Origin of the sequence: Psychrosphaera sp. 1_MG-2023, assembly GCF_030548245.1 — a bacterium.
Taxonomy (GTDB): Bacteria; Pseudomonadota; Gammaproteobacteria; order Enterobacterales; family Alteromonadaceae; genus Psychrosphaera; species Psychrosphaera algicola.
On record NZ_JAUORW010000016.1, the window covers coordinates 18,718 to 44,007 of the forward strand.

13 protein-coding genes are annotated in these 25,290 nt (G+C 40.1%); 6 read left to right on the forward strand and 7 right to left on the reverse strand.

Features of this window, described 5'->3' with window-relative positions:
• Nucleotides 1–35: 35 nt before the first annotated feature.
• Both Q4575_RS15080 and Q4575_RS15085 read right to left on the reverse strand, forming a co-directional pair.
• Nucleotides 36–1,853, reverse strand: a complete 1,818-nt coding sequence (locus Q4575_RS15080; protein ID WP_303523390.1) for a ferrous iron transporter B — start codon at nucleotides 1,851–1,853, stop codon at nucleotides 36–38.
• A gap of 22 nt (nucleotides 1,854–1,875) precedes the next feature.
• Nucleotides 1,876–2,106 carry a FeoA family protein gene (locus tag Q4575_RS15085; RefSeq protein ID WP_215964879.1) on the reverse strand — a complete coding sequence of 77 codons (231 nt, stop codon included), beginning with the start codon at nucleotides 2,104–2,106 and terminating at the stop codon, nucleotides 1,876–1,878.
• Between the two features lie 228 nt (nucleotides 2,107–2,334).
• Between Q4575_RS15085 and Q4575_RS15090 the strand changes: the two genes are divergently transcribed.
• The 5 genes from Q4575_RS15090 (at nucleotide 2,335) to Q4575_RS15110 (ending at nucleotide 13,330) form a co-directional block, all read left to right on the forward strand.
• Nucleotides 2,335–3,672: a DUF1800 family protein gene (locus Q4575_RS15090; protein ID WP_303523391.1), complete on the forward strand. Its 1,338-nt coding sequence runs from the start codon at nucleotides 2,335–2,337 to the stop codon at nucleotides 3,670–3,672.
• A 2-nt stretch (nucleotides 3,673–3,674) separates the two neighbouring features.
• Nucleotides 3,675–4,829: a DUF1501 domain-containing protein gene (locus Q4575_RS15095; RefSeq protein WP_303523392.1), complete on the forward strand. Its 1,155-nt coding sequence runs from the start codon at nucleotides 3,675–3,677 to the stop codon at nucleotides 4,827–4,829.
• Nucleotides 4,830–4,937: 108 nt separating this feature from the next.
• The gene (locus Q4575_RS15100) at nucleotides 4,938–6,818 is read left to right on the forward strand and encodes a methyl-accepting chemotaxis protein (protein ID WP_303523393.1); all 1,881 of its coding nucleotides are present in this window, start codon (nucleotides 4,938–4,940) and stop codon (nucleotides 6,816–6,818) included.
• Between the two features lie 289 nt (nucleotides 6,819–7,107).
• On the forward strand, nucleotides 7,108–10,446 hold the full coding sequence (locus Q4575_RS15105) for an FG-GAP-like repeat-containing protein (RefSeq protein ID WP_303523394.1): 3,339 nt from the start codon (nucleotides 7,108–7,110) through the stop codon (nucleotides 10,444–10,446).
• A gap of 451 nt (nucleotides 10,447–10,897) precedes the next feature.
• Nucleotides 10,898–13,330: an alpha-amylase family protein gene (locus Q4575_RS15110; RefSeq protein WP_303523395.1), complete on the forward strand. Its 2,433-nt coding sequence runs from the start codon at nucleotides 10,898–10,900 to the stop codon at nucleotides 13,328–13,330.
• Nucleotides 13,331–13,437: 107 nt separating this feature from the next.
• On the opposite strand, the gene Q4575_RS15115 is transcribed toward Q4575_RS15110, so the two are convergent.
• From Q4575_RS15115 to Q4575_RS15135, 5 genes are all read right to left on the reverse strand, one after another.
• On the reverse strand, nucleotides 13,438–15,969 hold the full coding sequence (locus tag Q4575_RS15115; RefSeq protein WP_303523396.1) for a sugar-binding domain-containing protein: 2,532 nt from the start codon (nucleotides 15,967–15,969) through the stop codon (nucleotides 13,438–13,440).
• Between the two features lie 55 nt (nucleotides 15,970–16,024).
• Nucleotides 16,025–16,906 (reverse strand): beta-agarase, encoded by an 882-nt coding sequence (locus Q4575_RS15120; RefSeq protein WP_303523397.1) that lies wholly within the window; start codon nucleotides 16,904–16,906, stop codon nucleotides 16,025–16,027.
• A gap of 285 nt (nucleotides 16,907–17,191) precedes the next feature.
• Nucleotides 17,192–18,631: a sulfatase gene (locus tag Q4575_RS15125; RefSeq protein ID WP_303523398.1), complete on the reverse strand. Its 1,440-nt coding sequence runs from the start codon at nucleotides 18,629–18,631 to the stop codon at nucleotides 17,192–17,194.
• A 50-nt stretch (nucleotides 18,632–18,681) separates the two neighbouring features.
• The gene (locus Q4575_RS15130; protein WP_303523399.1) at nucleotides 18,682–20,088 is read right to left on the reverse strand and encodes a sulfatase; all 1,407 of its coding nucleotides are present in this window, start codon (nucleotides 20,086–20,088) and stop codon (nucleotides 18,682–18,684) included.
• A gap of 126 nt (nucleotides 20,089–20,214) precedes the next feature.
• Entirely contained in the window at nucleotides 20,215–20,829 is a 615-nt protein-coding gene (locus tag Q4575_RS15135) for a GntR family transcriptional regulator (protein WP_215964887.1), read from the reverse strand.
• A 786-nt stretch (nucleotides 20,830–21,615) separates the two neighbouring features.
• Here Q4575_RS15135 and Q4575_RS15140 point away from each other — a divergent pair.
• A complete protein-coding gene (locus tag Q4575_RS15140; protein ID WP_303523400.1) occupies nucleotides 21,616–25,263 on the forward strand; it encodes a TonB-dependent receptor in 3,648 nt (1,215 codons plus the stop codon).
• Nucleotides 25,264–25,290 lie beyond the last annotated feature (27 nt).

Below are 25,290 nucleotides of genomic sequence, written 5' to 3' on the forward strand. Positions count from 1 at the left end.
AAATAATAACAGCCTTAATTTATAACCTATTGTGTCTAAATTACGACATTAGCAACAAAAGCCAAGGCATAAGCCAACAAGCCATAGAATCCATAGAGACCCCAAGATAATTTATTATTACCTATCTCACCTTTAAGCGTTGCCACGGTAGCCACACATTGCAACGCAACAACGTAAAATAACAACAAGCCGATACCGGTATTAAGTGGTAAGCCTTCGTTAAGTATTTGCGCCGCTAAGCCGCTAATGTTCTCATCTGCGCCTTCCATTCCGTATAAGGTGCCTAGAGCCCCGACAAAGACTTCACGGGCTAAGAACGACATTAATATAGCAACCCCATATCGCCAGTCTAATCCAAGTGGTTCAAAAATAGGTTCAATAAAATGACCAATCGTACCCAAAAACGAATCTTCTAAACTGGCATTGAGTGGAAAATAACCCAATACCCAAATCACTAAAGACACCACAAATATCACAGGCGCTGCACGTTTTATAAATTGCACCGCACTGTTTACGACACGGTGACCTAGTGGTTTCCAGTGTGGAAGTCGATAACTTGGCATCTCGATAATAAAAGGCATTTCAGTTTTTTCTTGCTCAGTTATTGTTGACCGACTTAATAAAGCGCTGATGGCTAGCGCCGTCACAATGCCAAAAAAGTAAAGTCCAAAAAACGCCACACCTTGCATATTAAATAAACCCAACCAATACACATCAGTCGGGATTAACACAGCGATTAGTAAAGCGTAAACTGGCAGTCGAGCAGAACATGACATTAACGGAATGGTCATCATAGTTATGAGGCGTTTTCGAGGCGACTCTATCGTTCTTGCCGCCATTATTGCCGGAATTGCACAGGCGTGGCCCGACAAATAAGGGATGAAACTGCGACCGGACAAACCAAAAAAGCTTAGGGGTTTATGGCAAATTAATGCGGCTCGCGATAAATACCCACTGTCTTCTAATAAACCGATAACAAATGTGAGTACCATGATTTGAGGTACGAAGACCAAAAACGACCCGACACCACCAAAAATAGCATCATTGATAAAGTCACTTACAACGCCATTACCGACAAAGCCTGTTATAAACTGCGCTATTGCTCCGAGGCTAACTTCCACCGCGTCCATCAATGGCGTTGCCCACGTGAATATACTTTGAAATAGCAGAAACATGATGGCAAAAAATGCAATGGAACCAAACAAACTGTTAAGTAAAAAAGCATCGAGTACATTTTGGTTTTTAAGAATTACATCACGATTAATTGCGTATTTAGACGCTAATTCTCGACTTCTTTTTACCGCATCTGAAACACTACTAATTGGTGTTTGACGACTCAATGAGGGGTAGGTTTGATAATCTTTCGCCAATAAAGCTTGCTTGAGTTCAGTAATACCATCTAAATCTCTAGCAGAGACCGCATAGACCGGAGCACCTAAATCATGAGACAGGGCGTCGATGTCAAAACTGTGACCAAAGCGCTTGAGTTCGTCAATAAAATTTACGACAAACGCTATGGGTTTACTCGCTTGAGTTGCAAGTTGTTGAGCTTGAAGAGCAAACACCAAACTGCGCTCTAAACGAGTCGCATCTAGAACACATAAAACCAAAGATGTGTCATCGTCAGCGAGCTTCGCATTTAGCTGGTTTATTGCGACTTCTTCATCTTTAGATAAACTATTTAAAGAATAGGTACCTGGAAAATCGATAAGTTCAACGTTGTCCATTACGCCACTTTTTATTTCGACAGTCACACCAGGATAATTTGCGACTTTTTGTCTTAGACCTGTAAGTTGATTAAACAGCAAACTTTTTCCACAGTTTGGCTTACCAACCATTAAGATTTTTTTCATGTTTATATCTTTAATTTGTAACTTAGTTTGTTGCGAGATATACGTGTTGAGCAAGCTCTTGTTCTAATGAGAAAACTGAGTCACCTAATTGGACGACGATTGGGCCAGAAAATGGCGTACGCCTTAAACACGTGATGGATTGATTCGTTTCAAAACCCATTTCCATAAGTCGCACTAGCAGTGCTTCCTCAAGGGTGGGAGACAGATGAGAAATCGTTGAAAGTGAGTTTTTAGTAAGGTCCCAAAGTGTCATTATTAATCTCCAAAGCCTTATAGGTACTGTCATTTTTTTTGCAGTATACAGTGAAGTAATCATGTTGCAAATGATAATAATTATCATTTGTAAGGTTGGTTAAGGTCGCTTTTTGATAAGTATTTGCAAATTGTTGATATAAACAGCGATAACAAGTTGCTGAGTGTGGGGTTTTAGTATATTTAATAAGATACTTGAAATTTTATTAACTCAGAAAGCGTGGCGTTGATGCAATATTCTCATTTTAATGCCTCCATAATTGCGGCCAATCGATTTGGTTATGGAGCAAAGAGCACCGACAATGTTAAACAAAACATTGATGCAAAAGCCTGGTTGAAATCAGGGCTAATAGCCCCTGATTTTGATAATAGTTTACCGACGTCAATTTCGCTGCGTCAGCAACTGTATGAATATCAGCAACAGCGGAAAAAGGCTAAAAAACAAGGTAAAGAGCTGTCGAAAGAACAAAAATCTTTTCCTAGACAAACCTATATTCGTTTTATCGACGACTCTTTCACACAAGTCGTTAACGCAGATCATACAATTCAGTGGCGATTATTAGATTTTTTCTCTAATCATTTTTCTGTAACCGCACAGTCAAATGTATTAAATGTATTGGCCCCGACATTAGAGCGCGAAGCAATTGCGCCAAATCTTTTTGGTAATTTTGAAGACTTATTGGTGGCGGTGGTTAAACATCCCGCGATGTTACTTTATTTAAATAATGAACGGTCATTTGGGCCAAATTCCAAAATGGGAAAACGTGGCAAAGGCTTAAATGAAAATTTGGCACGTGAAATTTTAGAGCTGCATACGCTTGGCGTGAACGGTGGTTATACGCAACAGGACGTAATAGAGCTTGCAAAGGGTATTACTGGATGGAGCATTGCATATCCAGCTAAAGAGCCGGATAAAGGCTTTGTGTTTCGAGAAAAAGGCCATGAACCTGGTAGTCGCAAATTGCTGTCTAGAACCTACAAAAAAGGTGGTGTTGAGCAGGGCGAGTTGATGTTAAAAGATATTGCACAGCATGCGTCTACTCGTCATTTTATTTGTAAAAAGCTTGCTTCTCACTTTGTAAGTGACAATCCTCCTAAGTCATTATTGGATAAACTTGAAGTCACTTGGCAAAAGACAAACGGCAATATTAAGCAAGTTATGACAACGTTAATTGATGCAGAGGAATCGTGGTCTGCATCGCTTCAAAAGTATAAAACCCCTCGAGATTTTGTCTTGTCCAGTATGCGATTGCTACCGAATAACAAATATAAAGGCAGACAAGTACAACAAGTATTAAAACAACTGGGTCAAGCACCTTTTAAAGCTGGATCACCTGCCGGGTTTGCAGACACTGAGGCTGATTGGATGGGCGCAAATGCAGTAATGACCCGAATTGATTTAGCCATGAATGTTGCGTCTCGATTTAAAGCAAACGCTGAACAACTATTAGCCACTGCATTGTCTAACACAGTGTCGGAGTTGACCTATCTATCGGTGGTACGCGCAGAATCTCGTAAACAAGCAACAGCCATGTTGTTGCTAAGCCCAGAATTTCAAAGGAGATAGACATGAATAGACGTGACTTTCTAAAATTTTCAGGCGCCAGTCTAGTCCTTTGGCCATCTGCATCTGCTTTGGCAACTACGGCCGTTGTTAAGCCTAAAAAATTAGTGTTTGTTATGCTGCGTGGTGCTTTAGATTCGCTGCACACCATTATTCCTGTAAATGATAAAGCGTTACACCAACACAGGCCAAAACTGGCTGCCGTTGCAGAGAAAAAAGCACTCTCGTTAAATACTCAGTTTGCGCTTCATCCTTCATTGCAGACGTTACATCGTTGGTATCGGCAAAAAACAATGTTGCCAATCGTTGCAGTAGGTTCTGGATACGACGCTCGTTCGCATTTTGATGGCCAAGATTTTTTAGAATCTGGCCTTAATAAAATTGACCACGATACAGGTTGGTTGGGCAGAGCAATTGATATTCAACGTAAGTCGGGTTTGGCCGTGTCACAAACTACGCCGATTGCTTTTAGAAGTGCCAAAGACGTTAATACTTGGTACCCAACCAACTTAAAATCTGCAGATGAAGATATTTATAACGATCTAATAAATTTGTACCAAAATGATCCTAAGTTGTTAACCAAATTGCAAGAAGGGATGGAAACCAAAGCGCTGGTTGGAAGCAAAAACGATAAGAAAAAAAATCAAGATAAGTTTGTGTCACTTGCTCGTTCTTGTGGCCAATTACTTAATACGAAAGGGGGGCCGGATTGCGCAATGTTAGAACTTGGGGGCTGGGATACTCACAACAACCAAGCGAATCGACTCACACGTAAATTAGCCGAACTGGATAATGGCTTAAATGCCTTAGAAAGCGCGCTAAAAGAAACTTGGAATGACACTGTTGTCGTAATCGCGACAGAATTTGGTCGTACTGTCAGAGAAAATGGTACAGGCGGAACCGATCATGGCACCGCAAGTTGCATGTTTGTCGCAGGTGGTGCGGTAAAGGGTGGAAAGGTCCTTGGAGAGTGGCCGGGATTAGCACCAGAACAGCTGTTTGAAAACCGAGATCTACAGCCAACGTCAAGTGCTTTTTCCTGGATGTCTGCGTTGTTATCTGAACATTGGCAGATGTCACCTGATCAACTGGCAAAGGTTTTTCCTGGAAATTCACCCTATCCTGCACGTTTATTAAAGTCCTATGCTATCTTGAACTAATAAGGCGAAAGGCAATTTGGGTGGATTTGTTACGAACTTTTAATTAAAAGTAAATAATAAGCCCTAATTGCCGATAACTTGCGTAATAAGTTGATGTTAAGGATTAATATGAAATTACAGCAAAAAGTTTACTTAAGTTTAGTTACCGCTATTTTGTTTCCGCTTACCTTGTCTACGTTTCTATTTTCTTCTTCTATCACCTCATTTTTAACCGATAAGCTTGAAACCTCAGAGCTGCCAACGGCACTAGCAGAAGTGCGAAACGCGATAGAACTGGAATTGTCGAGTCCAGTTGAAGCATCCAAGGCTATAGCAACCAATTCGATGGTGACCAACTGGATTACAAATGGTGAATCAAGTTCGAAATTAGCTGAATTTACCGAGTACCTTGCCAATATCAAAGCTAACAATGAAGCTATTTCTGCATTTATAGTCTCAGGTGAAACGTCAAATTATTACACCAATGACGGCATCATTAGACAAATTAATCAAAACGAAGATAAATGGTTTTACAAATTTACTAATTCAGGGAAAGAATTTGAACTGAGTTTAGATGTTGATAAAAACTTAGGCCAAGCTGCTGTTTTTATTAATTACAGCATAAAAGTGAATAATAAAGTGGTGGCACTCGCAGGTGTTGGACGTTCTCTTGAAGCCATGACAAAACTTATTAAAGGTTACCGAATTGCCGATACGGGAATTGTTTATCTAGTGGATAGCGAAGGGATAATTACTCTGCACCCAAATCATAACTTAATTGGGCGGAAAATTGATTTAGCTGCAACTAGAACAACATCCCTTAATGAAGTTGACATTAACGGCGAGGAACATATTCGCAGTAGCATTAAACTTAAATCAATAGATTGGAATTTAGTGGCTGAAATTCCAAAAGTAGAATTGTTTGGTGCAATTCAATCTGCAATTTTTCAGAATATTTTTGTCGGGTTATTAATTGCGGCACTTGGGTTTGTTTTAACTAAAATATTAGCGAATCAAATTTTTAGTCCAATTCGTTGGATCCATAAGTCGGTTGTTAACTTGACTGAAAAAGACGGTGATTTAACCGCTCGGATCAGAGTTGATGAACAAAATGAAGTGGGCGAATTGGCTCAACAGATCAATATATTCTTAGAACAACTGCACGGTATGTTTAAGCGGGTTTCAAATGCGACAGAACATGTAAAAATTATTGCCGACACAGTGGCTGACAAAGTAAACCATTCGAAACATCTAGCGGATACTCAGTCCAATAGTACCCAAACGGTTGCCGCTGCGGTTAACGAAATGGAATCCACAGTCCGACAAATCTCTGAAAATGCGGAAGTGGCATCCGGTGTCGCTCATGACACTGAGCTTAAGACAAATGCGGGTAACGAATTTGTGCAACTAACAATAGACCAAATGAAATCGTTGGAATTGTCGATGAATCATTCAGTGGATTCAGTTAACGAGTTGTCGAATGAAATCCAGTCGATCACCCACGTACTTGATGTTATTAAAGGTATTTCAGAACAAACCAATTTGTTGGCGCTAAATGCGGCGATAGAAGCAGCGCGAGCTGGTGAACAAGGGCGTGGGTTTGCTGTTGTTGCTGACGAAGTACGAACTCTTGCCAAACGTACAGCGGATTCGACGGAAGAAATTAATTCGATGATCGCCAAATTACAAAATAAAGCTTCAGATGCGGTGTCTGCTATCAAAATTGGTAGCGAGGGAACACAAAATGCGGCAGGTCGTTTGATTAAAACAGGCGAAACCTTCACTGAAGTTGCCCAGGAAATTGTTAAATTAACTGAAATGAATAACCAAGTAGCATTGTCAACGAAAGAACAAACATTGGCTACAGGTGAAATCAATGAAAACGTTGTGCTTATCTCTGACACAGCAGGGGACAATAAACAAAAAATGGAAGAAGCGGCTGAGCTTTGTTTAGAGCTTGAAACGAATGCAAAAGAGTTAGAACATTTGGTGTCTAAATTTGTACTTTAAGTCTCCCTTCTTGTTGCGATGTGTCACCAATTAAACGGTTAGCAGTCTCGATGTTGTTATGGACGTCGAGACTTTATTCACTCAAAAACGCCTCACTTCCTTTTTATAAGGTCAATCATCCTACCTAGTAAATTATCAAATAAATTTTAAATATCAGCTTGTTATGTTTTTACTAGTAATTGTGTAATGTATTTTACAATATTTTTATTTGGTTAATTGTTTACAAAATACTATCCAAAATGGAAAAGCTAAGGTATGGTCTTAAAAAAAGGTTAACGGTTAAATTAAAATGAGATCAGCATTCATCGACAACAAAAATCACATAACTAACGCAGCGTTATTTCAAACGAGATCATTATTAAAACTTGCTGTATTAAGCATAGTGCCGATTAAAAAATATCGGCAGGTTTTGTTGTTCGTTAAACCGGTTATATTAGCAACAGCGGTGATCTCAAGTACGCTTACAGCAGGGTGTTCTGAGCAGGCAGTAAATTCAAATGTAGGTCTTGCCGCTTTTACTAATAAGACGGTATTGCCAAGCTCACCCGTATCAAGGGAAGTCAATATCACGGGTAGTTTAGTGAAAAAGTTAACTATTGAATTAACTAATCCGGCAAATTACGCAAGTTTAAGTCTTTATGGTGATAACGTTTTACTCGCGGATAACCTCAATATTGCCAAGTCAGGAAAACAGTCCATAAATGTTTTAGTACGGTTTCCCTCAATCGGAAAGGTTAAATTAACATTTAGGTCAAATAACGCCGACGTAATGATTAATCATTTGCTGCTCGAAGATATGGGACCAATAAATGTACCTAATTTTTCAGACATTTCGATTAAGGCCGGAATAGATAAAGTGAACTCGATAAAATACGGCGGGCCGACTATCGCCGACATCGACCAAGACGGTGATTATGACTTTATCGTTAATAACCACAATCAAGAATCGAGTAAACTTTATTGGAATAACGGTGATGGTTCGGTAAGCAAACACAATAAAGACTTAGCGCGTTGGTTTATGCATGATTTACACGGTACATCAGTGGGGGACTTTGACAACGATGGTGATTTAGATCTTGTAGTTACCCAAGGCGGTGGCAATGGTAAAAACCCTTCAAAGGCAAATTTTTATACCAACAATAATGGCACTTTTGTATTGACCACTGGTGATGTAGCGATTGACAAAGGCGGGCGTGGACGAGGGGCAAAATGGTCCGACATGGATCTCGATGGCGATCTTGATTTGATGTTAATCAACGAGACTAGCTTAGCGGGCTCAAAGCCCCAGCATTTTTTCTATGAAAACTTAGGCGATGGCACGTTTACCTATAAACCAATTGCTGGCTTGCAAGACCAACATCCTTCCAGAGCGTTAATAACCGATATTAACAATGACCATATAGACGATGTGATTTTGTACGGTCCGTTGTCAGTATGGCAAGGCAATGGCGATTTTACATTTACCGACATCACATCCCAATTTCCCGCAGATATATCGTCTATTAAAGGTGTAATGGGGATTGCGGATTTAGACATAGATAACGACGGTGACCTTGATTTGTACCTTGCTAGAGGCAAAGAATTTGAAGGTGGCTTTGGCGAAAAACCGTCACTTGATCACGACCCGATCACTAAAGAATTGTCTATAAAGCCACGAGGATACAAAGGGGTTGATTCATTTGAGTTTACCGCCGACGGCGATATCAAATTTCATAGCTACTATTATTTATCACAGGGGGTTTTTAGGGGCAAAGATTATCCCATTTTTTTAGGGGCTAACAAAAATGCTACAGTTTTGGCATCCGGTGATGAATTTGTTATTGAGCAGCAAAGTTCAATTGGGTGGCCCACCGATTTAACGGAAAATGGCATGTACTTTGGCTATGTTGGTGATAGTGATGTTGGTAGTGGCACAGGCTCCAACCCTAACAAAGGTAAATGGAAAGCAGCGTTGGTCAGAAATGGCGACATATTTTGGGGCTTTAATTTTAGTTTATCTGGCATTAATAGCGTGACGCCAAACTTCGAACCGGAAAATCGTAATACCCAAGATATCTTATTAAGAAATGACAATGGCACATTCACCAATGTAACGGAAAGTTGGAATTTACCAAGTGGTGGCAACGCCTTAGGGGTAACGGTAGGGGATTTTAATAACGACAGTTTTCAAGATGTATTTGTCTATCGTTGGGGCAAAATAGACGGCAGAATTTCAGATTATATGTTGTTAAATGACGGCAAAAATCAATTTCAAACGGTGACGATGCACGGTGCCAATGATGTAGGCGGACCGGGCAATGGTGATATGGGTCAGGCATTTGATTTCGATCTAGATGGTGATCTTGATTTACTCAATGGTAGTGAAGGTGGTCAATGGTACTTATATCAAAATGAGATCAGTGACCAAACTGAGTCTCTTGCAGATAATGCGTATGTGCTCGTTAATGTTGGTTATTCACCACAATCCCACGTTGACGCGATTTCGGCGGAAGTTATTGTCAAAACAGCTAAGGGAGAATTTACCAAGCGAGTCGGTTCAGCTGGGTCAGTTTTCTCTCAAAGTTTATTAAATATAGTGCATTTTGGTCTTGGTGACGTTGACGTTATAGAATCAATTAAAGTGCGCTGGCGCAATGGCGAAACGATAGCGTTTCGCCACAAGGCGGTTAATCGACTTTATGCCACTGACAGGCTCGACCCAAAGGTATTAGACGTGTTTGTTGATGCGGAAAACAATCATATCAGACAAAAAGCGACGATTCAGCTTAATACGGCGATGGTACCAAGTAACGCGGACAATCAAATTAACTGGACATCCAGTAACAAAAATATCCTGAAAGTTGATGAACGCGGTCGGGTAACCGCTGTGGGTGACATAAATCAAAGTGCAATAATTACCGCAACAGCTGCCGTAAATAAACTGACAAGTTCAGTAGAACTAACAATTATCCCTTGGACTCCAAAACCCGTTACTGCAGTTACAATTGCGAGTCAAGATGCCGCGGTTCGTCAAACTATGGTGGAAGGTGAGACTCAGAAATTACGCGCAATTTTATTCCCGATAAATGCAGACAACGTCATTGTTAACTGGAATAGCAGTAACCAAGAAATAGCAAGGATTGACGATAACGGTAAGGTCACCGCGTTAAAACCGGGTACAACAACGATAAGTGCCAAATTAGGGGACTCCGCAGTTAATAACGCAAATAAAGTCGTCGATAAGTTTACTTTGACCGTAAAGCCACTAATAAAGCCATTTATTAAAATTACAAATGCTGAGGCGTTTTCGGGTAAACCGATACCTGTGAACAGTCAAATTGAAGTAAAGGTGCAATACAATGCCGGGACTGGGAATCAGGTGATCTCTTCAGATGAAGGGGGAATTCGATTTTGGTTAAGGCACTTTCAGTCAAAATGGATCCCGGTAGAAGATAGGATTGTTGTTGATTCATCGGTATTAAAAACTAACGAAGGAATTTCAAGTAAGGTCATTTCTTTGGCTGGCTTGAAGCCAACGTCAGAATTACCCGAGGGTCAGTTTTATCAACTAAGAGTGTCATTTGCATCAAGTGACGGAACGATGAATGACGCCTTGATTTACCCGCTTAACTTAGTTGCAATCGATTAAGATAGGCACTTTTTAGCAATGCTTCTCAGCGACTGTTAAAGGGCATTTGTCAGCAACAATTTAATTAATAAAAAATAGCGCAGTGTTGCCAGGGGTGCCTGCGTTATTTTTTATCTGAGTACAAACTCGACATTCTAGCCAAACGACATATTCACCAATCTGCTTTAAATCCTTGACCTAATTTTTACTCGCACTTAACGATAGTGCATATTGCAATATGGTATAAAACCATACTTATTCTGCAAAAAAAACAAGACAAAATAAGGTTAAAAACCGTACCAACAACTAAATGAAAATAATAAGTTATTGTTAAGTATTAGTAATTTTAAATATATTACCCTTTAAAAATTATTCGTATACATATGATGTTTAAAAATATAAGATGTATCTCAGAAGGTTAAATTTATATTTTAGCTCTGGTTAAATCCAGAACAAAGATCAGGAGGCATCAATGAAACGTCACTTAATAGGCGCGGCCATCGCTTCGGCCCTGTTGTTAACAGCGGCTTGCAGCACAAAAGAAGAAGTTGCAGCAGAAACCGCACAGGAACAAATAGCTAATTTTAACGAACTGAGTCCATTGGAGCAGGAAGCTCGAATTAAGTTAGTTGAACTTAAAAGCATGATGGAAAAAGCGCAGAACAACAAAATTGATGTGGCCAGAGAAGAAACCATAGTTTGGTTTTCTGAACAGTTTTTAACGTTTGCTAATTGGGATGAAGCCAATCGTGACTCAATTGAAAAAGCATTTGGTTACGAGCGCTACTACGCAAAAGATAAAAAACGATTAGCAGATGAATTACCCGATTTTGAACGTCAAAAAGTTATCGATATTCTCGATAAAGGGATTGAGGTATTGGCTCAAGAATTACGTGGCGAAATTAAACGTCGACCAGTTAATAAAGTCGATTGGCAAGGAACGAAGGCGTCAGACAATATGTTTATCAGCAATGGCAAGCCTATTTTCCCATATGACTATTTCTCAAAAACAGTGGGACAACCGCTAACAAATACCGATATCTACAATGACCATTTGGGGGCCTTGTATCATGGTGGTGAAAACCTATACCCTGTCGATCATGACAGGGCCATTAATTCATTTTTGTTAAAAGAAGACGGCAGATTTGACCAAGAATTAATGAAAGAGTTAACAAGCATTCCAGACACTAATGTAGGATTTCTTTATTATTGGATCATGGGCATTCCAAAGTGGGTGGAAGAACGCGAACCGGAAGTACGCAAAGGTCGCTCATTGTTTACTGGTTTTGATGTTGATAACCCATTAGTTCGTGATGTTTGGGGCAAGATCATCCGTGAAACGGGTCGTTTAACTAAAGGTAAAAAAGTTACTGAACTTGGTTTTGTGTTGGCAAATGAACCTCATTGGTTTTCTGAAAAAGACCACTGGACGTATCGTTTTAAAGAAATGAACGACATTTCATCTTACACGCTAAACAAATTTCGCAATTGGTTAGACGCTAAATACAGTGGCGATGTCGCTGAATTGAACAGCAACTGGGGCGCTGCTTTTACAAGCTTTGACCAAGTGCAAATTGACATACCTTTGGACACTAAGTTTAAAGGCCAGCCAATGTGGTATGACTGGATGCGTTACAATATGGACCGCAGTACCGAGTGGTTTAAGTTTATGCAGGACGAATTGCATACTGTTAATGCCGATGCGGATACGCATATAAAGATCATGCCACGGATGTTTATGGATAATTCCCGATCTGGTGGTATCGACACTGAAGCACTAGCTGAATTAACGACTATGGTTGGCCACGACGCTAAGTCATTTGGTAGCAAAAATATTCGTCCAGGTAAGTCTTCTGAATGGATAGAAAAATACGCTTATCACTGGGGCATAGTAGCAATGTTCCATGATTTTATGGAGTCAGTTGCACCGGATAAAATTAACGTAAATTCAGAATCACACTTTCTGTCGTCAGGCCAATGGCGTGACTTAGATACTCGAACAAGTTACGTCAGAAGCGTATATTGGTTAGCGACGTTACTTGGCATGGACGCAAATATGGGCTGGTTTTGGGCCCGGGATCCAGATGGTTCGCCAGAAGATCGTTTAGAAGGGGATTTAGACTTCTTCGATCCTGGTTTAGGTGGCGCATACGCCGGTTCTAATAACATGCAACCTCACGTCACTAATGAAGTTACCCAGGTAATGTATGACTTAAATAGTTTTTCTGAAGAAATCGTTGAGTTACGTGAACAACGTCGACCCATCAGACTGTTTTACTCAGAAACCACTGCAATAAACGCAGACGATTACATGACTCAAGGTTATAAGCTTTATGAAGAACTGTTCTTTGAAGGCATGCCGGTCGGCTTTGCGACTAAGAACATCATTCAGAAACAAGATAATGGGCTTTGGGATGTTGTTGTGGTTTATCGTAACCAATTTGTGACGGACGCAGAGTTTGCTGCACTGCAATCATACCTAAACCAAGGCGGCACTGTAATTCTCGATACCAAAGATGCGTTATCTTTAAATGAATATGGTCAGAAACGCAAACAGCAACTGGTTAAAGGAAATGGTAAGTTGTTGGTGTTAAACACTAATAATATCGCTAAAATTAAACAAGCGACGTTAGATGAGATTAAACCAAGTAGTAAACCTGCGGTTGTGCTAAAAGAAATTAACGGTGTTGCCCACAAAACCACTATGTGGCGTGTTGTACCCAATGGTAAAGGGGGTTACTTGGTTAACATCCTCAATGTAGGTCATAACAAGGCAAATATTGAGCTGACACTGGCAAATGGCAAATCGGTCGATATCACAGATATGATGACGAGCAATCCACTGGAAACTCGATTTGAAATAGCATCTGAGCAAGTTTTGTTGTTGGAAGTAACACCAAAATAATAGGGCTAGAGATATAAAAACCCGGGCTTCGCAATGACTGCGTCGCCCGGGTTTTGTTTATATAGCTCAATAAAATCAATCGATTCTGGTTTGCTGACGTAAAAGATTTATCCGTTATTCAACCAGACCGTTTTGCTGGTTAGTCCTTGCCCCGAAATCGTTATCCAAGCCGGTTTGTTGTCATTTACTCTTACAATACCTAAAGCACGGCCTTCGCTGGTGATTACTTTGGTATTTTGATATTTGTCTATGGTGCGAGAGTTACCACTGTCTAAGCCAAGTAATTGTACATTGGTAGAGACATCAAATTGCAGTTGAATTTCTTGGTGGTGGACGGCAATATTATTTTCATCAGTGAGCTGTATTTCGATATGAGCAACATGATGAGGGTTAACGTCTAATGTCGATTTATCAATTGAAATGGCGAACTGACTGGCATTTTTTGCCGTAGTCACTTTATCGCTTGCGTCACAACCATCTAAGCCTTTAGCGACGAGTTGCCCAGCAGTGAAATTTACCGCCCACTTCAACTCGTGGTCAGGTGACTCGGATAAGCTTTGTATACCTAAAGATGACTCATTTTGAAACAGTTCTACACGGTCACAATTGCTGAGAACTTCAACAATGACAGATCCACCTTCTTTGTAGTTCCAATGGCGGTTTACATCTTGCCATAACCAAACTCGCTCGGCCCATTTTCCTTCTTTCTTTTCAACAACCTGTTGCCCATCTACTTTGTAAAGAGATTTGTCTTCTATTTGGCTGGTTATGTGGATATGAGGTTGGTTATTCCACAACGTTTTATACATATGGAACGATGGGGTTTTAAACCCTGCGGTATCTAACATGCCTGACTCTAACGCCTTGCGAGGCCAACCATTGTTTGATTCGCCTAAATAGTCAATGCCGGTCCAAAGGAAGGTGCCTGGTATAAAATCTCGTTCTTCAATGGCTTTCCATTCGTGCCATTGCACAACGTTTTCGGTGCCCAAGATCATTTTATCCGGAAACAATTCATGTCCATAATCGTAGATTACCCGACGGTAACTATAGCCAACAACGTCCAAAGCATCGGTATAACCCGAAATATGGCTTACCGATGGTAATATTAAATTTGCGGTAACAGGGCGTGTTGTGTCCATTTCTTTTACCCATTTAGACAGTTTTTGAGCTGTTTTTGCGAGTACATATTGGCCTTCTTCGCTGCTGTGGAAGCGCTCCTTGATTTCTTCGGGCGAAATAAACGGTGGGTTAAAAAAGTAGTTGCCCGCGGCGTTCATATCAAAATATCCCGTGGCTTTTTTATAACGAGGGTAGGTCCACTCAATTTCGTTCCCGATACTCCACATAATTATCGATGGGTGGTTTCTATCGCGTTTAATTGGGTCTTTTAAATCGTGTTCAGCTTCTTGTTGAAAAATATCGGCATATCCACGGCTTATATCATCGTCGTGACGTTCCCATTGATTTAGCCGTTTATCTTTAGGGTTATCCCATTCGTCGAATATTTCCGCTTGAACTAATAAACCAAGCTCATCACACAACTCTAAAAAAGAAACTGAAACTGGATTATGAGCCGTTCTCACTGCATTTACGCCAGCTTCTTTGAGGGTTTCCAGCCGACGTCTCCATACATCATTTGGTACCGCTGTGCCAACAAGACCGGCACCATGGTGTAGATTTACGCCTTTGATTTTGTGATTTTTACCGTTTAAAAAGAACCCTTTGTTCGCATCATATTCGATAGTACGAATACCAAAGGGCGTTTTGTAAGTATCCACCGTTTTGCCATTTAGGCGCAGTTCACTTACTAAGGTATACAGGGATGGGGAATGTAGATCCCAGAGTTGTGGTTGAGATACTTCTGACGTGCTAGATAACGTTGTTTGTGTATTAGCCGCCAATTGGCCATTTAACGAGTGTTGGCTCACGAGGGCGTGGTTTTGGTCGTAAATTCGATTCACTAACGTGAAAGACTGTGCCACATCAAAATTGTTTTTAATTTCAATTTGGCTAGCAACTTCGGCGCTGCTTCTTGTCACTTTTGGTGTGGTGACATAAGTGCCCCAAATAGGAATGTGCAATTTGCTGGTGGATACTAAGGTAACATCGCGATAAATTCCTGATCCGGTATACCAACGACTGTCGATGTAACGTTCATGTTCTACTTTGACTGCAAGCACGTTTTTGTCTGCATTCAAGTGCTTGCTGATATCAATGTAAAATGGCGAATAACCGTTTAAACGGCCTCCAATATATTTGCCATTCAAATACACTTCTGAATTGGCATATACACCATCAAAATAAATATAGGTCGAATTATCTAACCATTGTGGATCGGCTTTAAACGTTTTTCGATACCAACCCGTTCCGCCCGGCAGATAAGCTGTCGCCCCGTGATATTTTTGATCAAATTCGGCTTCAATGCTCCAGTCATGTGGTAGCGTTAACGTTCGCCATTTATCGTCGTCAAATTCTACCGTGGCAAAGTCTTGGTTGTCCCCAAGGGTAAATTGCCAATCGTTATTAAAGTTGAGGGCACGTTTTTCAGGTAATGGAATGTGGGTAAACTCGGTATTGGTGCAAGCTTGAAGAATAATTCCAAACAATAAAATGCCTATAAAATGTATGGTTCGCATCGTACGTTTCCTTTGTTGTCTAATGGTGGCAAGTGTTGATTGTTCATGAGTAAGATTAGGTTTTGGGAACGGGTTTATAAAAACGCACCCAATCAATGAGATAGATATTTTTTTGAGGATCATTTATTTCTTCATCTGTTGGTGCAATGCCCATGTCAGAACGCCAGTCATGTGACTCAGTATTAATAATGGCTTGCATCGGTTTATTAAGACCCGAACCTTCGGTGTAATTAACAGGATCGATAATATCTTTACCGCTACTGGACTTAATAAACTTACCGTCTACGTAATACTCTAAATGCCATGGATCGCGCCAATAAACCCCAACGGTGTGGAAATCATCTTTCCACTTTATGCCGTTTCGTGCATACCAGGTATCATCCGTTTTAGGTTGGTAGTCTTGAAACGGATTACGAATAAATACGTGATGACTTAAGTGTAATCGTTCTGAGAACCATTTTTGATCCGCTCTATCGCTGCCATACGCCTCTAAGACATCAATTTCCTGGGTGGAGTCTTTACTTAAAAACCAAAAGTTAGACGCGGTAACCATATTTGATATTTTAGCTCTGACTTCCATATAGACAGGGTATTCGATGGATTGTTTTGAAGTAATACTGCCGGCAAAAACATTGCCGTTTGTTTCGTTTCGACCGGTGGTTATTCTTAAATATCCATTTTTAACTTCAGAGTATTCTGGATGCCATTCTGTAAGACCTGGGCCATTCCAGGCGTTAATAAAGCCCTCAGTCCAGCGTTGATGAAACTCTTCACTTTTGCCTTTGGCGGGGGCGGTGTAATTGAAATCGTCTGACATATCAGATAACTCCCAAATCATACCATCAGGTGGTATCGCTGGAATGGGATAATCATTCCAATCGTTTACTTGGAGCGGTGCGATAACCGCGCATGCCGAAAGCAAAATAAGGTTTTTCATATAGCCTCTTATTGATGACTGTTTATTGTTGACAATTTCAGGGTAAAACGAATAGCTTAAAATTTCCACTACTAATTTAGCTACTTAGGAGATTTTGGTGCTGTTGAACAAATTAGCGGTTTTGGAGGGGAGGGGCGTAAAGTTAGACTCTGTAAATCCAAGTTTTTATTGCTCTAAAAATTGGTGGTCAAAATATTAACTCTGGTTAAAACAATAAGTCTGATCATAAAAAAACAGACTTATTGAGAAAATGACTTACTTAACTGGTGAGTCATTAATTGGTAGTTACTTTATGGTATAAGGCGCTCGCTCTTTTGCTTCTTTTAAATTTTTCTCAAATAACGCACGGTAAAATTGCGACATGGCCTGTTTGTATTCATTGTGTTGGTACAAGATGTTATTGATATTTCCTGAGTTCCATTCATTCCATAATTGAGCAAGTTTGGCTTGTTCTGCTAGGTTAGTATCAACAATGTTATTTTGCTCTGTTGGATCGTTTTTCATGTCAAAAAAAGCGCGATTCACACCAGGAAGTCCTTGATACATATATTTTGACTCCATAGTGCGAACAGCCCAAATGTTATCAGCTTCTTCTAAACGCCAAAATAAAGCAGTTCTGGGGGTTCCGGTTTTTTTACCGGTCATATACGGCGTTAAGTCGACGCCTTCCAATTTACCGTCTGAAGCATCGGCTTTGGCTAAAGCCACGGACGTTGCCGCTAGATCTAGAGAAGACACTAATCCATCAAAGGTTTGGCCTTTTGCTATTTTGGCTGGCCAATGGGCGATGAACGGGACTTTAACACCCCCTTCCATCAGTGCGACTTTGCCGTGGCGATATGGCGAGTTGTCGGCCCAATCAAAACTTGGCCACCAAGTATCTGGATACAAACCACCATTATCTGATAGGAAAAATATCAATGTGTTTTGGTATTTTCCTTGTTGTTTTAGTGAGTCAATCAACATGCCGATACCTTGGTCCATTTCGTCAACCATAGCAGCATAGATTTGTCTGTTTTTGTTTTTTAAGTGGCTGTACTTTTTTATGGTTTCCGCTGGGGCTTGCAATGGCGCGTGGGGCGCATTGTAAGATAAGTACATTAAAAAAGGCGCATCTGTATTATCAGCAACAAATTTAGCGGCGTCTCGGCTTAAGGCTGTTGTTAGATATTCATCAAAAGACACGACTTCTTTATTCCGCATAATAGGTAGGGCATAGCCGTCTGAATTTATTGTGGTTTGCTCTGGATAGTAATGATGGCCACCATCTAAAAAACCATAGAAGTAATCGAAACCACGACTATTAGGTTGAAAATGCTCGGCACCGCCTAGGTGCCATTTGCCAAAAACAGCTGTGGTATAACCCACATCCTGCAGACGTTTGGCAAACGTTTTTTCACTTAAAGGCAAACCCATATTAGGATCGTATGGCGTGTAGGTAACGTTATTTTCCATACCAAAACGGGCTTGATAGCGGCCTGTAAGCAATCCGGCTCGTGAAGGGCCACAGTATGGGTGCGTTACATAGCCATTTTTAAAAATGACGCCACCGGCGGCAAGTTCATCAATATTAGGTGTTTGAATTGGAGTTTCGCCGGTAAATCCTACGTCGTTGTACCCTAAGTCGTCAGCAAGGATGACTATGATGTTAGGCCGTTCATCAGCAAATACTGAGCTAAAGGCTCCAATAAATAAAAGATAAACTAACAATTTTGAAATCTTCATTGTCTTCGAACTCTCTATGTCTTTTTGATTAATCGTTTGTTGTGCTTGGTTTATCGGTTCGGCTTATGGGTTCTAAATTTATCCATTCGTTCCATAGCGGAGCCTTCATATTCACGCTTTAGTTGCCAGGCCGGTCGTTCTAACGTTAGCTCCCAATTAAATAACTTTTTGTATAACCGCTTTACAACCTCTGGCCGCTGGCTCGCTAAATTATTTGACTCTGAAACGTCGTTATTTAAGTTGTATAACTCCGCTGGGCGGTCTGGGTAGCGAAGCAATTTCCAATCCCCATCTCGAATTGCACCGCGATTTTCTTTTTTCCAATATAAGGTTTGGTGTGGACGTTGTTTATTCTCGCCTGTGATGTAGGGCTTTAGGTTTACGCCGTCAATGGGTCCTAAATCCTTAGTATTGCCGCCCGCGATTTCATAAAAAGTCGGCATTAAATCCAAAGTACTAATTGGCTTATCAAAATTGCCGCCAGCATCAGTCACCTGTGGCCAGCGCATTAAGAATGGCACACGTATACCGCCTTCCAAATGATTTGCTTTGGTACCACTTAACGGATAATTATTAGAAAAATTTGTATCTGATGGGCCGCCATTATCATTGGTGTAGATGACGATAGTATTGTCTGAAAATCCTTTAAGGTCGATGGCATTTAACACCTTGCCAATTTCTCGGTCCATAGCTAACGTCATTGCGGCGAGTTGTTGGCGCTTGCCGCTTAATTTTGGAAACTGTTTTAAATCCTCAGGATCGGCTTCCATTGGAGTATGGACAGCGGTAAAAGATAAAAACAAAAAGAAGGGTTGGTTTTGACGATTTATATACTCTACGGCATTGTTTGCCAATGCAGCTGTTAAGTATTTCTGATTCTCTTGATACACCTCAAAGCCAAATTCCAGCTTGTTTTGAGGCTGGATACTTTGATGAAATTCGTCTAATTCCCAATAGCTACGAGATCCCCCACGAAATCCAAAGAAATAGTCAAAACCGCGCTTAGTTGGGTGGAATCGGTCTGCATCGCCCTGGTGCCATTTGCCAATTAGTGCAGTGTTGTAACCTTGGTTTTTAAGGTGATCAGCAATCGTCTTTTCATTTAATGGCAATCCCATATTTTCTCCCATAAGGCCGTTGTGGCTCATATAGCCTGGGACGTTGTTTTCTTCAAAACCAAAACGTTGCTGGTATTTACCAGTGAGAATACCAGCTCTTGATGGGCCACAAACCGCTGCAGTTGTGTATGCTTGTGAAAATTTTAAGCTTTCAGTTGCAAGCTTATCAAGGTTTGGTGTTTTAAATTCGGTGCTGCCTTGAAAACCAAAGTCAGCATAACCCGCATCGTCACTTAAGATAAATATAATGTTTGGTCTTGGGGCTTGTTCATTCGACCAGGCGGTTAAGCTAACAAACAAGTTGACCAAAGTGAATGCAAATAGAGAGAGTCTTAACACGTTTTTACTCCAATAACTGAGGCAATATATATTCACAATTAACAACACTCAAACCTGCGTTGTTAATTGTTGACAATATTTGATAGTTACAAAAAAACCTTGTTTGTGCAACAAGGTTTTTCGTTTCTATTTGATATTTGCTTTAGTCGACTTTATCGCCTGGGCAATATTCCCTTCTCTAAGGGCATTTAGTATTGCTCTGTGTTCGTTAACGCATTGCTCAGTATTTACGATACGTTTGTAATTTAAACGCATACGCATAACATATGGATACCAGATATTGACAAGTTCATCACCGCCAGCTTTTTCTATAATGTAGTGATGGAATGAAATGTCGATTTTGGTTACCGCCGTATAATCTTCATTTTCTAACGCTTCTTGCAAGGCAATTAGGATGTTATCCAATGCATTAAAGTCGCGTTCAGTCAATTTGTCTTTGATTTGCTCCAAAGCAAAAACTTCGATTTCGCGTCTAAGCTTTATCATTAATTTTTGTAATTTTGGTTCGAGGATACAATTTACAGAAGCACCGCAATTGTTTTTAGAGATCAAAAGGCCTTCTTTTGTTAATTGTAAAATAACATCACGAATCGGCCCACGTGATAGACCAAAGCGTTCAGCAAGTTCTTTTTCATTGAGTTTTGTGTTTGGTAATAAATCACCTGAAATAATATCTGAACGAATTTGATCGGCAATTTGGTCTTTTACGGTAAGGATTTTTGTAGTTCTGGTAACGGCCATCGAGGTTCCTCAGTTGTTAAGGCGGTAATTTTAGTGTTTTCGCAATAAAATGCAATTGTTTAATTGTTTACAAAAGACCAGTGTTTTTTGTTGAATTAGCCAGTAAAACGAATTAGCTATATATAAGTAACCACTGATCAAAGGTTAAGGTGATAAGAATTGTCAAATTACGTTCATTATAGTTAACAATATCGCAATGCTAATTACTGATACTTTTGCGCGTTACTTGTTTAGCGTTAAATAAAGGTTTAATAGTTGAATGCGTAAGTTAGTAACTTATTGGATTTGTTCACTTGCCTGCATGTCCGTTTGCTTTGTTTAGTTCATCAATCAATTTCAGCGCTAGTGTGGTGCTTTATATTTTACTTTCGACTAATCTAAAAAAATTATTTGGCAGCGAATCATTAATTTATTGCCTTAGTTTTCATTTTGTTACTGGGGTAATTACCCTCGTTTAAGAGCCAAAATAGTAATAATTGAAAATTGTTAACAAAATATTTGTGAGGTTTATGTACGCGTCGCTAGCAAACAAATGGGCGAGTTAGGTTATGCCATAATAAACGGCAAAGTGAATGGAAATAGAGATTGAGGCTAAATGCTTCAAACTATAAAATGACTTTCTTTCGTATGTCGTATATAAAAAGTTAATTGAAGATTGTTAACAAAAACTTGTTGACATAAGTAATTGGGTAGATCTAAAGTGTGTGTAGATTTTATTCAAACTCTGTAGTTGGTGGGCGAGATAAAATCAACAACTATTAAAACTAGATCAACTGGGAAAACACAATGTCAAAATTAAAGACGAGTTTTAAGTTAAGTGCTGTCTACATGGCGATGCTTGCTTCAACAAGTTATTCCTCACACGTCATTGCTGAAGATAACGATAAAAATAACAAAGCAGAAGAAGACGTTGAGGTCATTGAAGTTAAGGGCTTTCGAGGAAGTCTTAAGAAATCGCTAAATGATAAACGATTTGCTTCGGGAGTTCGTGACACAATTAATGCTGAGGATGTGGGTAAATCTACTGACCAAAACATTGCTGATGCTTTGGGCCGAGTAACTGGTGTTACCGTAGTAAGTAGCGACGGTGAAGGTACTCAAATTACAGTACGTGGTGCTGATGCTAATCAAAATAATATTACGCTTAATGGTCAAGCATTAACATCAACGGATTTCTCTCAAGCTGTGGATTTAAGTTCGTTCTCCGCCGACATACTTTCTAAATTAGAAGTTGTAAAAACACCAAGCGCCGACCACGACGAGGGGTCATTAGGTGCGAGTGTCAATTTAGTTACCGTACGTCCATTAAACCAAATAGATGATATTCGTTCTCTAACGGTTCAAGGTCGATACAATGATTTTTCAGATGAAGCAAACCATAAGATACAGTTTTCAATTTCAGAAAAATTTTTAGATGAAACATTAGGTGTTTCACTTACTGCGTACGATGAAACAAATGCATATCGTAAAGACCAATACAATGCAGGCAATTTTGTCGAATCCCAAGAATATACTCAAGCTGTTGATCAAAATGGCAATGTAATATCTGGTGTTAAAGCCATCGAACCAAGTTTTGCAAGTTATGAACTTCATCAAAATGAAAGCAACCGCCAAGGGGCTTCATTAGGCATTCAGTTTTTACCAACAGACACATCAGAACTAATGTTTGATGTTACTTATAGTAAACAAGATTCAGTTAGAACATTTGATGCGATACAGGCAAAAAGCTTTTCGAATAACCTTAACTGGATTGAAGGTCAAGTACCGACAAGTTTCGTAAGAGCGCCAAATCCATATTCTGATCCAATTGACTGGATCCAAGTGGATACAACGACGCACGACATGACAAAACGAGTTAATCGTTATGGTAACGGTAATATGGTCCGTTCAGACGGTGGTCAAGACAATGAGAACTTGAGCACGACGTTAAACTTTCAAACTGAATTAACCGATAATTTGCGCGTACAAGCGCAAGTAGGTTATTCATCAAGTAAATCAGAAAGTTTACCAAATGCTTATACGGTTATGGAAAACTATTATCAAGTTCCTGGTCAGCTATTATGGGATGCCGGTGCAAATATTGAACCGGTCGGTGTTGATTGTACCGGGGGCGGTGATACATGCTCAATGGTATACGGTGATTCGTTTGTTGATTTAGGTGACCATTTATACGCTTATACCGATCCTGAGACCGGCGCTCGAGTGCTAGGTAGCGCCGATAACGTGGCCTTAACAGGTTTCAACCCTCAAGATGTTTCATCCTTCCATTTAGGTTATATCCGTGAAAATGATCGTAATATTAAAGATACTATTACTAATGCTCAAGTGGATTTCGACTGGGATATAGATGACTATGGCATTACAACTATTGAGTTTGGTGCTAAAACTTCAAAACGTAACAAAGATGTTGATGATCAATCTTATAGTTTCCAATCTTTGGAAGCTACGGAGATCATCAGAGATCCTGTCACAAATGAGATAGCAGTTGAGCTTGGTGGTGCATTAACGGATATACGCGGTGATATAATCGCAGGTGACCCAATAGAGTATGATGACTTTATGGAATCACTTGGATATGCACGAGAAGGGTCTACAGTTGGCTGGACACCTATTGATGTCAAAATGGCTAAAGAGATGATTTTAGGCGACGGAAATGTGATTCGCAATGTCGACAACACTGCCTCTCGTGAAACCAATATTGATACAAATGCCCTTTATTTCAAAACAAACTTTGAATTTCTTGATGGCCAGTTAACTGGTGATATTGGTGTTCGTTATGTTGAAACTGAAGTTGAGGCTATTGGTTACTCAGGTATGAGTTATTATGAACAAGGTGGTTCAGATTTAGAGCGTGACATTGACCGCCATACTTTAGGTGAATTGGCTGATAGAAGTCTACCTGAGTGTCGAGCTGTTAATTTAGGTGATGATGGCGTTGCTCAAGATTATGAATTAAAATATCAACGTGTAGATGGAACTGGTTGGGATACAAGTGCCGGTCCTGATCCATCGACTTGGACTCGTATTGAAGACCAAGGGCCTTGTCACGATCCATTATTTGCTAATTACGCAGATGCATTAAATGATTATCGAGCTGGAAACGGTGCAATACCTACACTGGCTGACTATAGTTTGTTATGGCAAAGTATGTGGCGTTATGCTGATATAGGTACTGGCCGTACCTATGGCTGGGACAATCTACCTGCATGGAACGGAGAATCCACAGGCGTAATTACTAATTACTCTTGGGAAACATCGACTAATAATCAAGTTGCATCAACACCAGCATATAAAACTCATAAATATACGAATGTTTTACCTAGTTTAAATTTAAACTATGCATTCTCTGATGATCTTGTTGGTCGTTTAGCTTTGTCTAAAACCATGACACGTCCAGAAATAGATTTGTTACGTCCAGGTTATAAAGTGACAGAAGCTGGTTATTGGGGCAGTGGTAATACTAATGTAGGTCGTGTTGATATGTATAACACGCAATTAGAGCCATTAGAGTCTAATAATTTGGACTTATCACTAGAATGGTATTTCAGTGAAACGGGTATGTTAAGTCTTGCATATTACAAAAAAGACATGTCTAACTTCACAGATCGTGAAACTACTTTGTCGCCAATTTACAGTGTCAGAGACCCTGAAGACGCACCAGAAAGTGGTGATGAATTAATCTTGCAAAATGAAGCTGACATTGCTGAATGTCACCCAATTAGAGCGACGACTGAATTCGGTTACCTAGCGAGTGACCCAACAACGTTTAGCGGTGATGCAAGTGACAACTGTGCAAATATGACAGTGACAAAAACTGTTAATGCAAAAGACGCGACAATTGAAGGCGTAGAAGTCGGCTACATGGATACCTACGACTTCCTACCTGGAGTTTTCGGTGGCTTAGGTATTAATGCAAATTATACTTATCAACAAAGTGAATATGAATCAGAGTATTCATCAATCAATCCAAACCTGTTACTACCGTCATTCCCAGTAGCAGATACTCCAGAGCACAGTTATAACTTTACCGCGTTCTGGGAACAAAATGGTAATCAAATACGTTTAAGCATGCGCGGAACCTCTGATTCATTAGTGGGTAAAGATTGGGCGAATGGCCAATACGGTCGTAGCTGGAACCAAGGTTCAATTTGGAATGAAGGTCGTACGACACTTGATTTGTCAGCTTCTTGGCAAGTAAGTGAAAACATGTCGTTGACATTCCAAGCAATTAACTTAACTGATGAAGCATACCGCACCTACTTTACTAGCCGTACGTTAAATGTTGTACGAGTCGCGGCAGACAATGCAGCAGGTTACGACTTTGTTGCGTTAGAAGAAGGTAATCCACTTGAGGGGGATGCACCAACACATCGTACTTATACTAAGTACAAAGTTGGTACGACATACCGCTTAGGGTTACGCGTTAACTTCTAAAAGTAGTTCGGATTGTGGCGGTATTAC

Bases quoted from the DNA above. Each gene is read 5' to 3' on its own strand.
- Q4575_RS15080 (WP_303523390.1), bottom strand. From the start codon at position 1,853: ATGAAAAAAATCTTAATGGTTGGTAAGCCAAACTGTGGAAAAAGTTTG.
- Q4575_RS15085 (WP_215964879.1), bottom strand. From the start codon at position 2,106: ATGACACTTTGGGACCTTACTAAAAACTCACTTTCAACGATTTCTCAT.
- Q4575_RS15090 (WP_303523391.1), top strand. From the start codon at position 2,335: ATGCAATATTCTCATTTTAATGCCTCCATAATTGCGGCCAATCGATTT.
- Q4575_RS15095 (WP_303523392.1), top strand. From the start codon at position 3,675: ATGAATAGACGTGACTTTCTAAAATTTTCAGGCGCCAGTCTAGTCCTT.
- Q4575_RS15100 (WP_303523393.1), top strand. From the start codon at position 4,938: ATGAAATTACAGCAAAAAGTTTACTTAAGTTTAGTTACCGCTATTTTG.
- Q4575_RS15105 (WP_303523394.1), top strand. From the start codon at position 7,108: ATGAGATCAGCATTCATCGACAACAAAAATCACATAACTAACGCAGCG.
- Q4575_RS15110 (WP_303523395.1), top strand. From the start codon at position 10,898: ATGAAACGTCACTTAATAGGCGCGGCCATCGCTTCGGCCCTGTTGTTA.
- Q4575_RS15115 (WP_303523396.1), bottom strand. From the start codon at position 15,969: ATGCGAACCATACATTTTATAGGCATTTTATTGTTTGGAATTATTCTT.
- Q4575_RS15120 (WP_303523397.1), bottom strand. From the start codon at position 16,906: ATGAAAAACCTTATTTTGCTTTCGGCATGCGCGGTTATCGCACCGCTC.
- Q4575_RS15125 (WP_303523398.1), bottom strand. From the start codon at position 18,631: ATGAAGATTTCAAAATTGTTAGTTTATCTTTTATTTATTGGAGCCTTT.
- Q4575_RS15135 (WP_215964887.1), bottom strand. From the start codon at position 20,829: ATGGCCGTTACCAGAACTACAAAAATCCTTACCGTAAAAGACCAAATT.
- Q4575_RS15140 (WP_303523400.1), top strand. From the start codon at position 21,616: ATGTCAAAATTAAAGACGAGTTTTAAGTTAAGTGCTGTCTACATGGCG.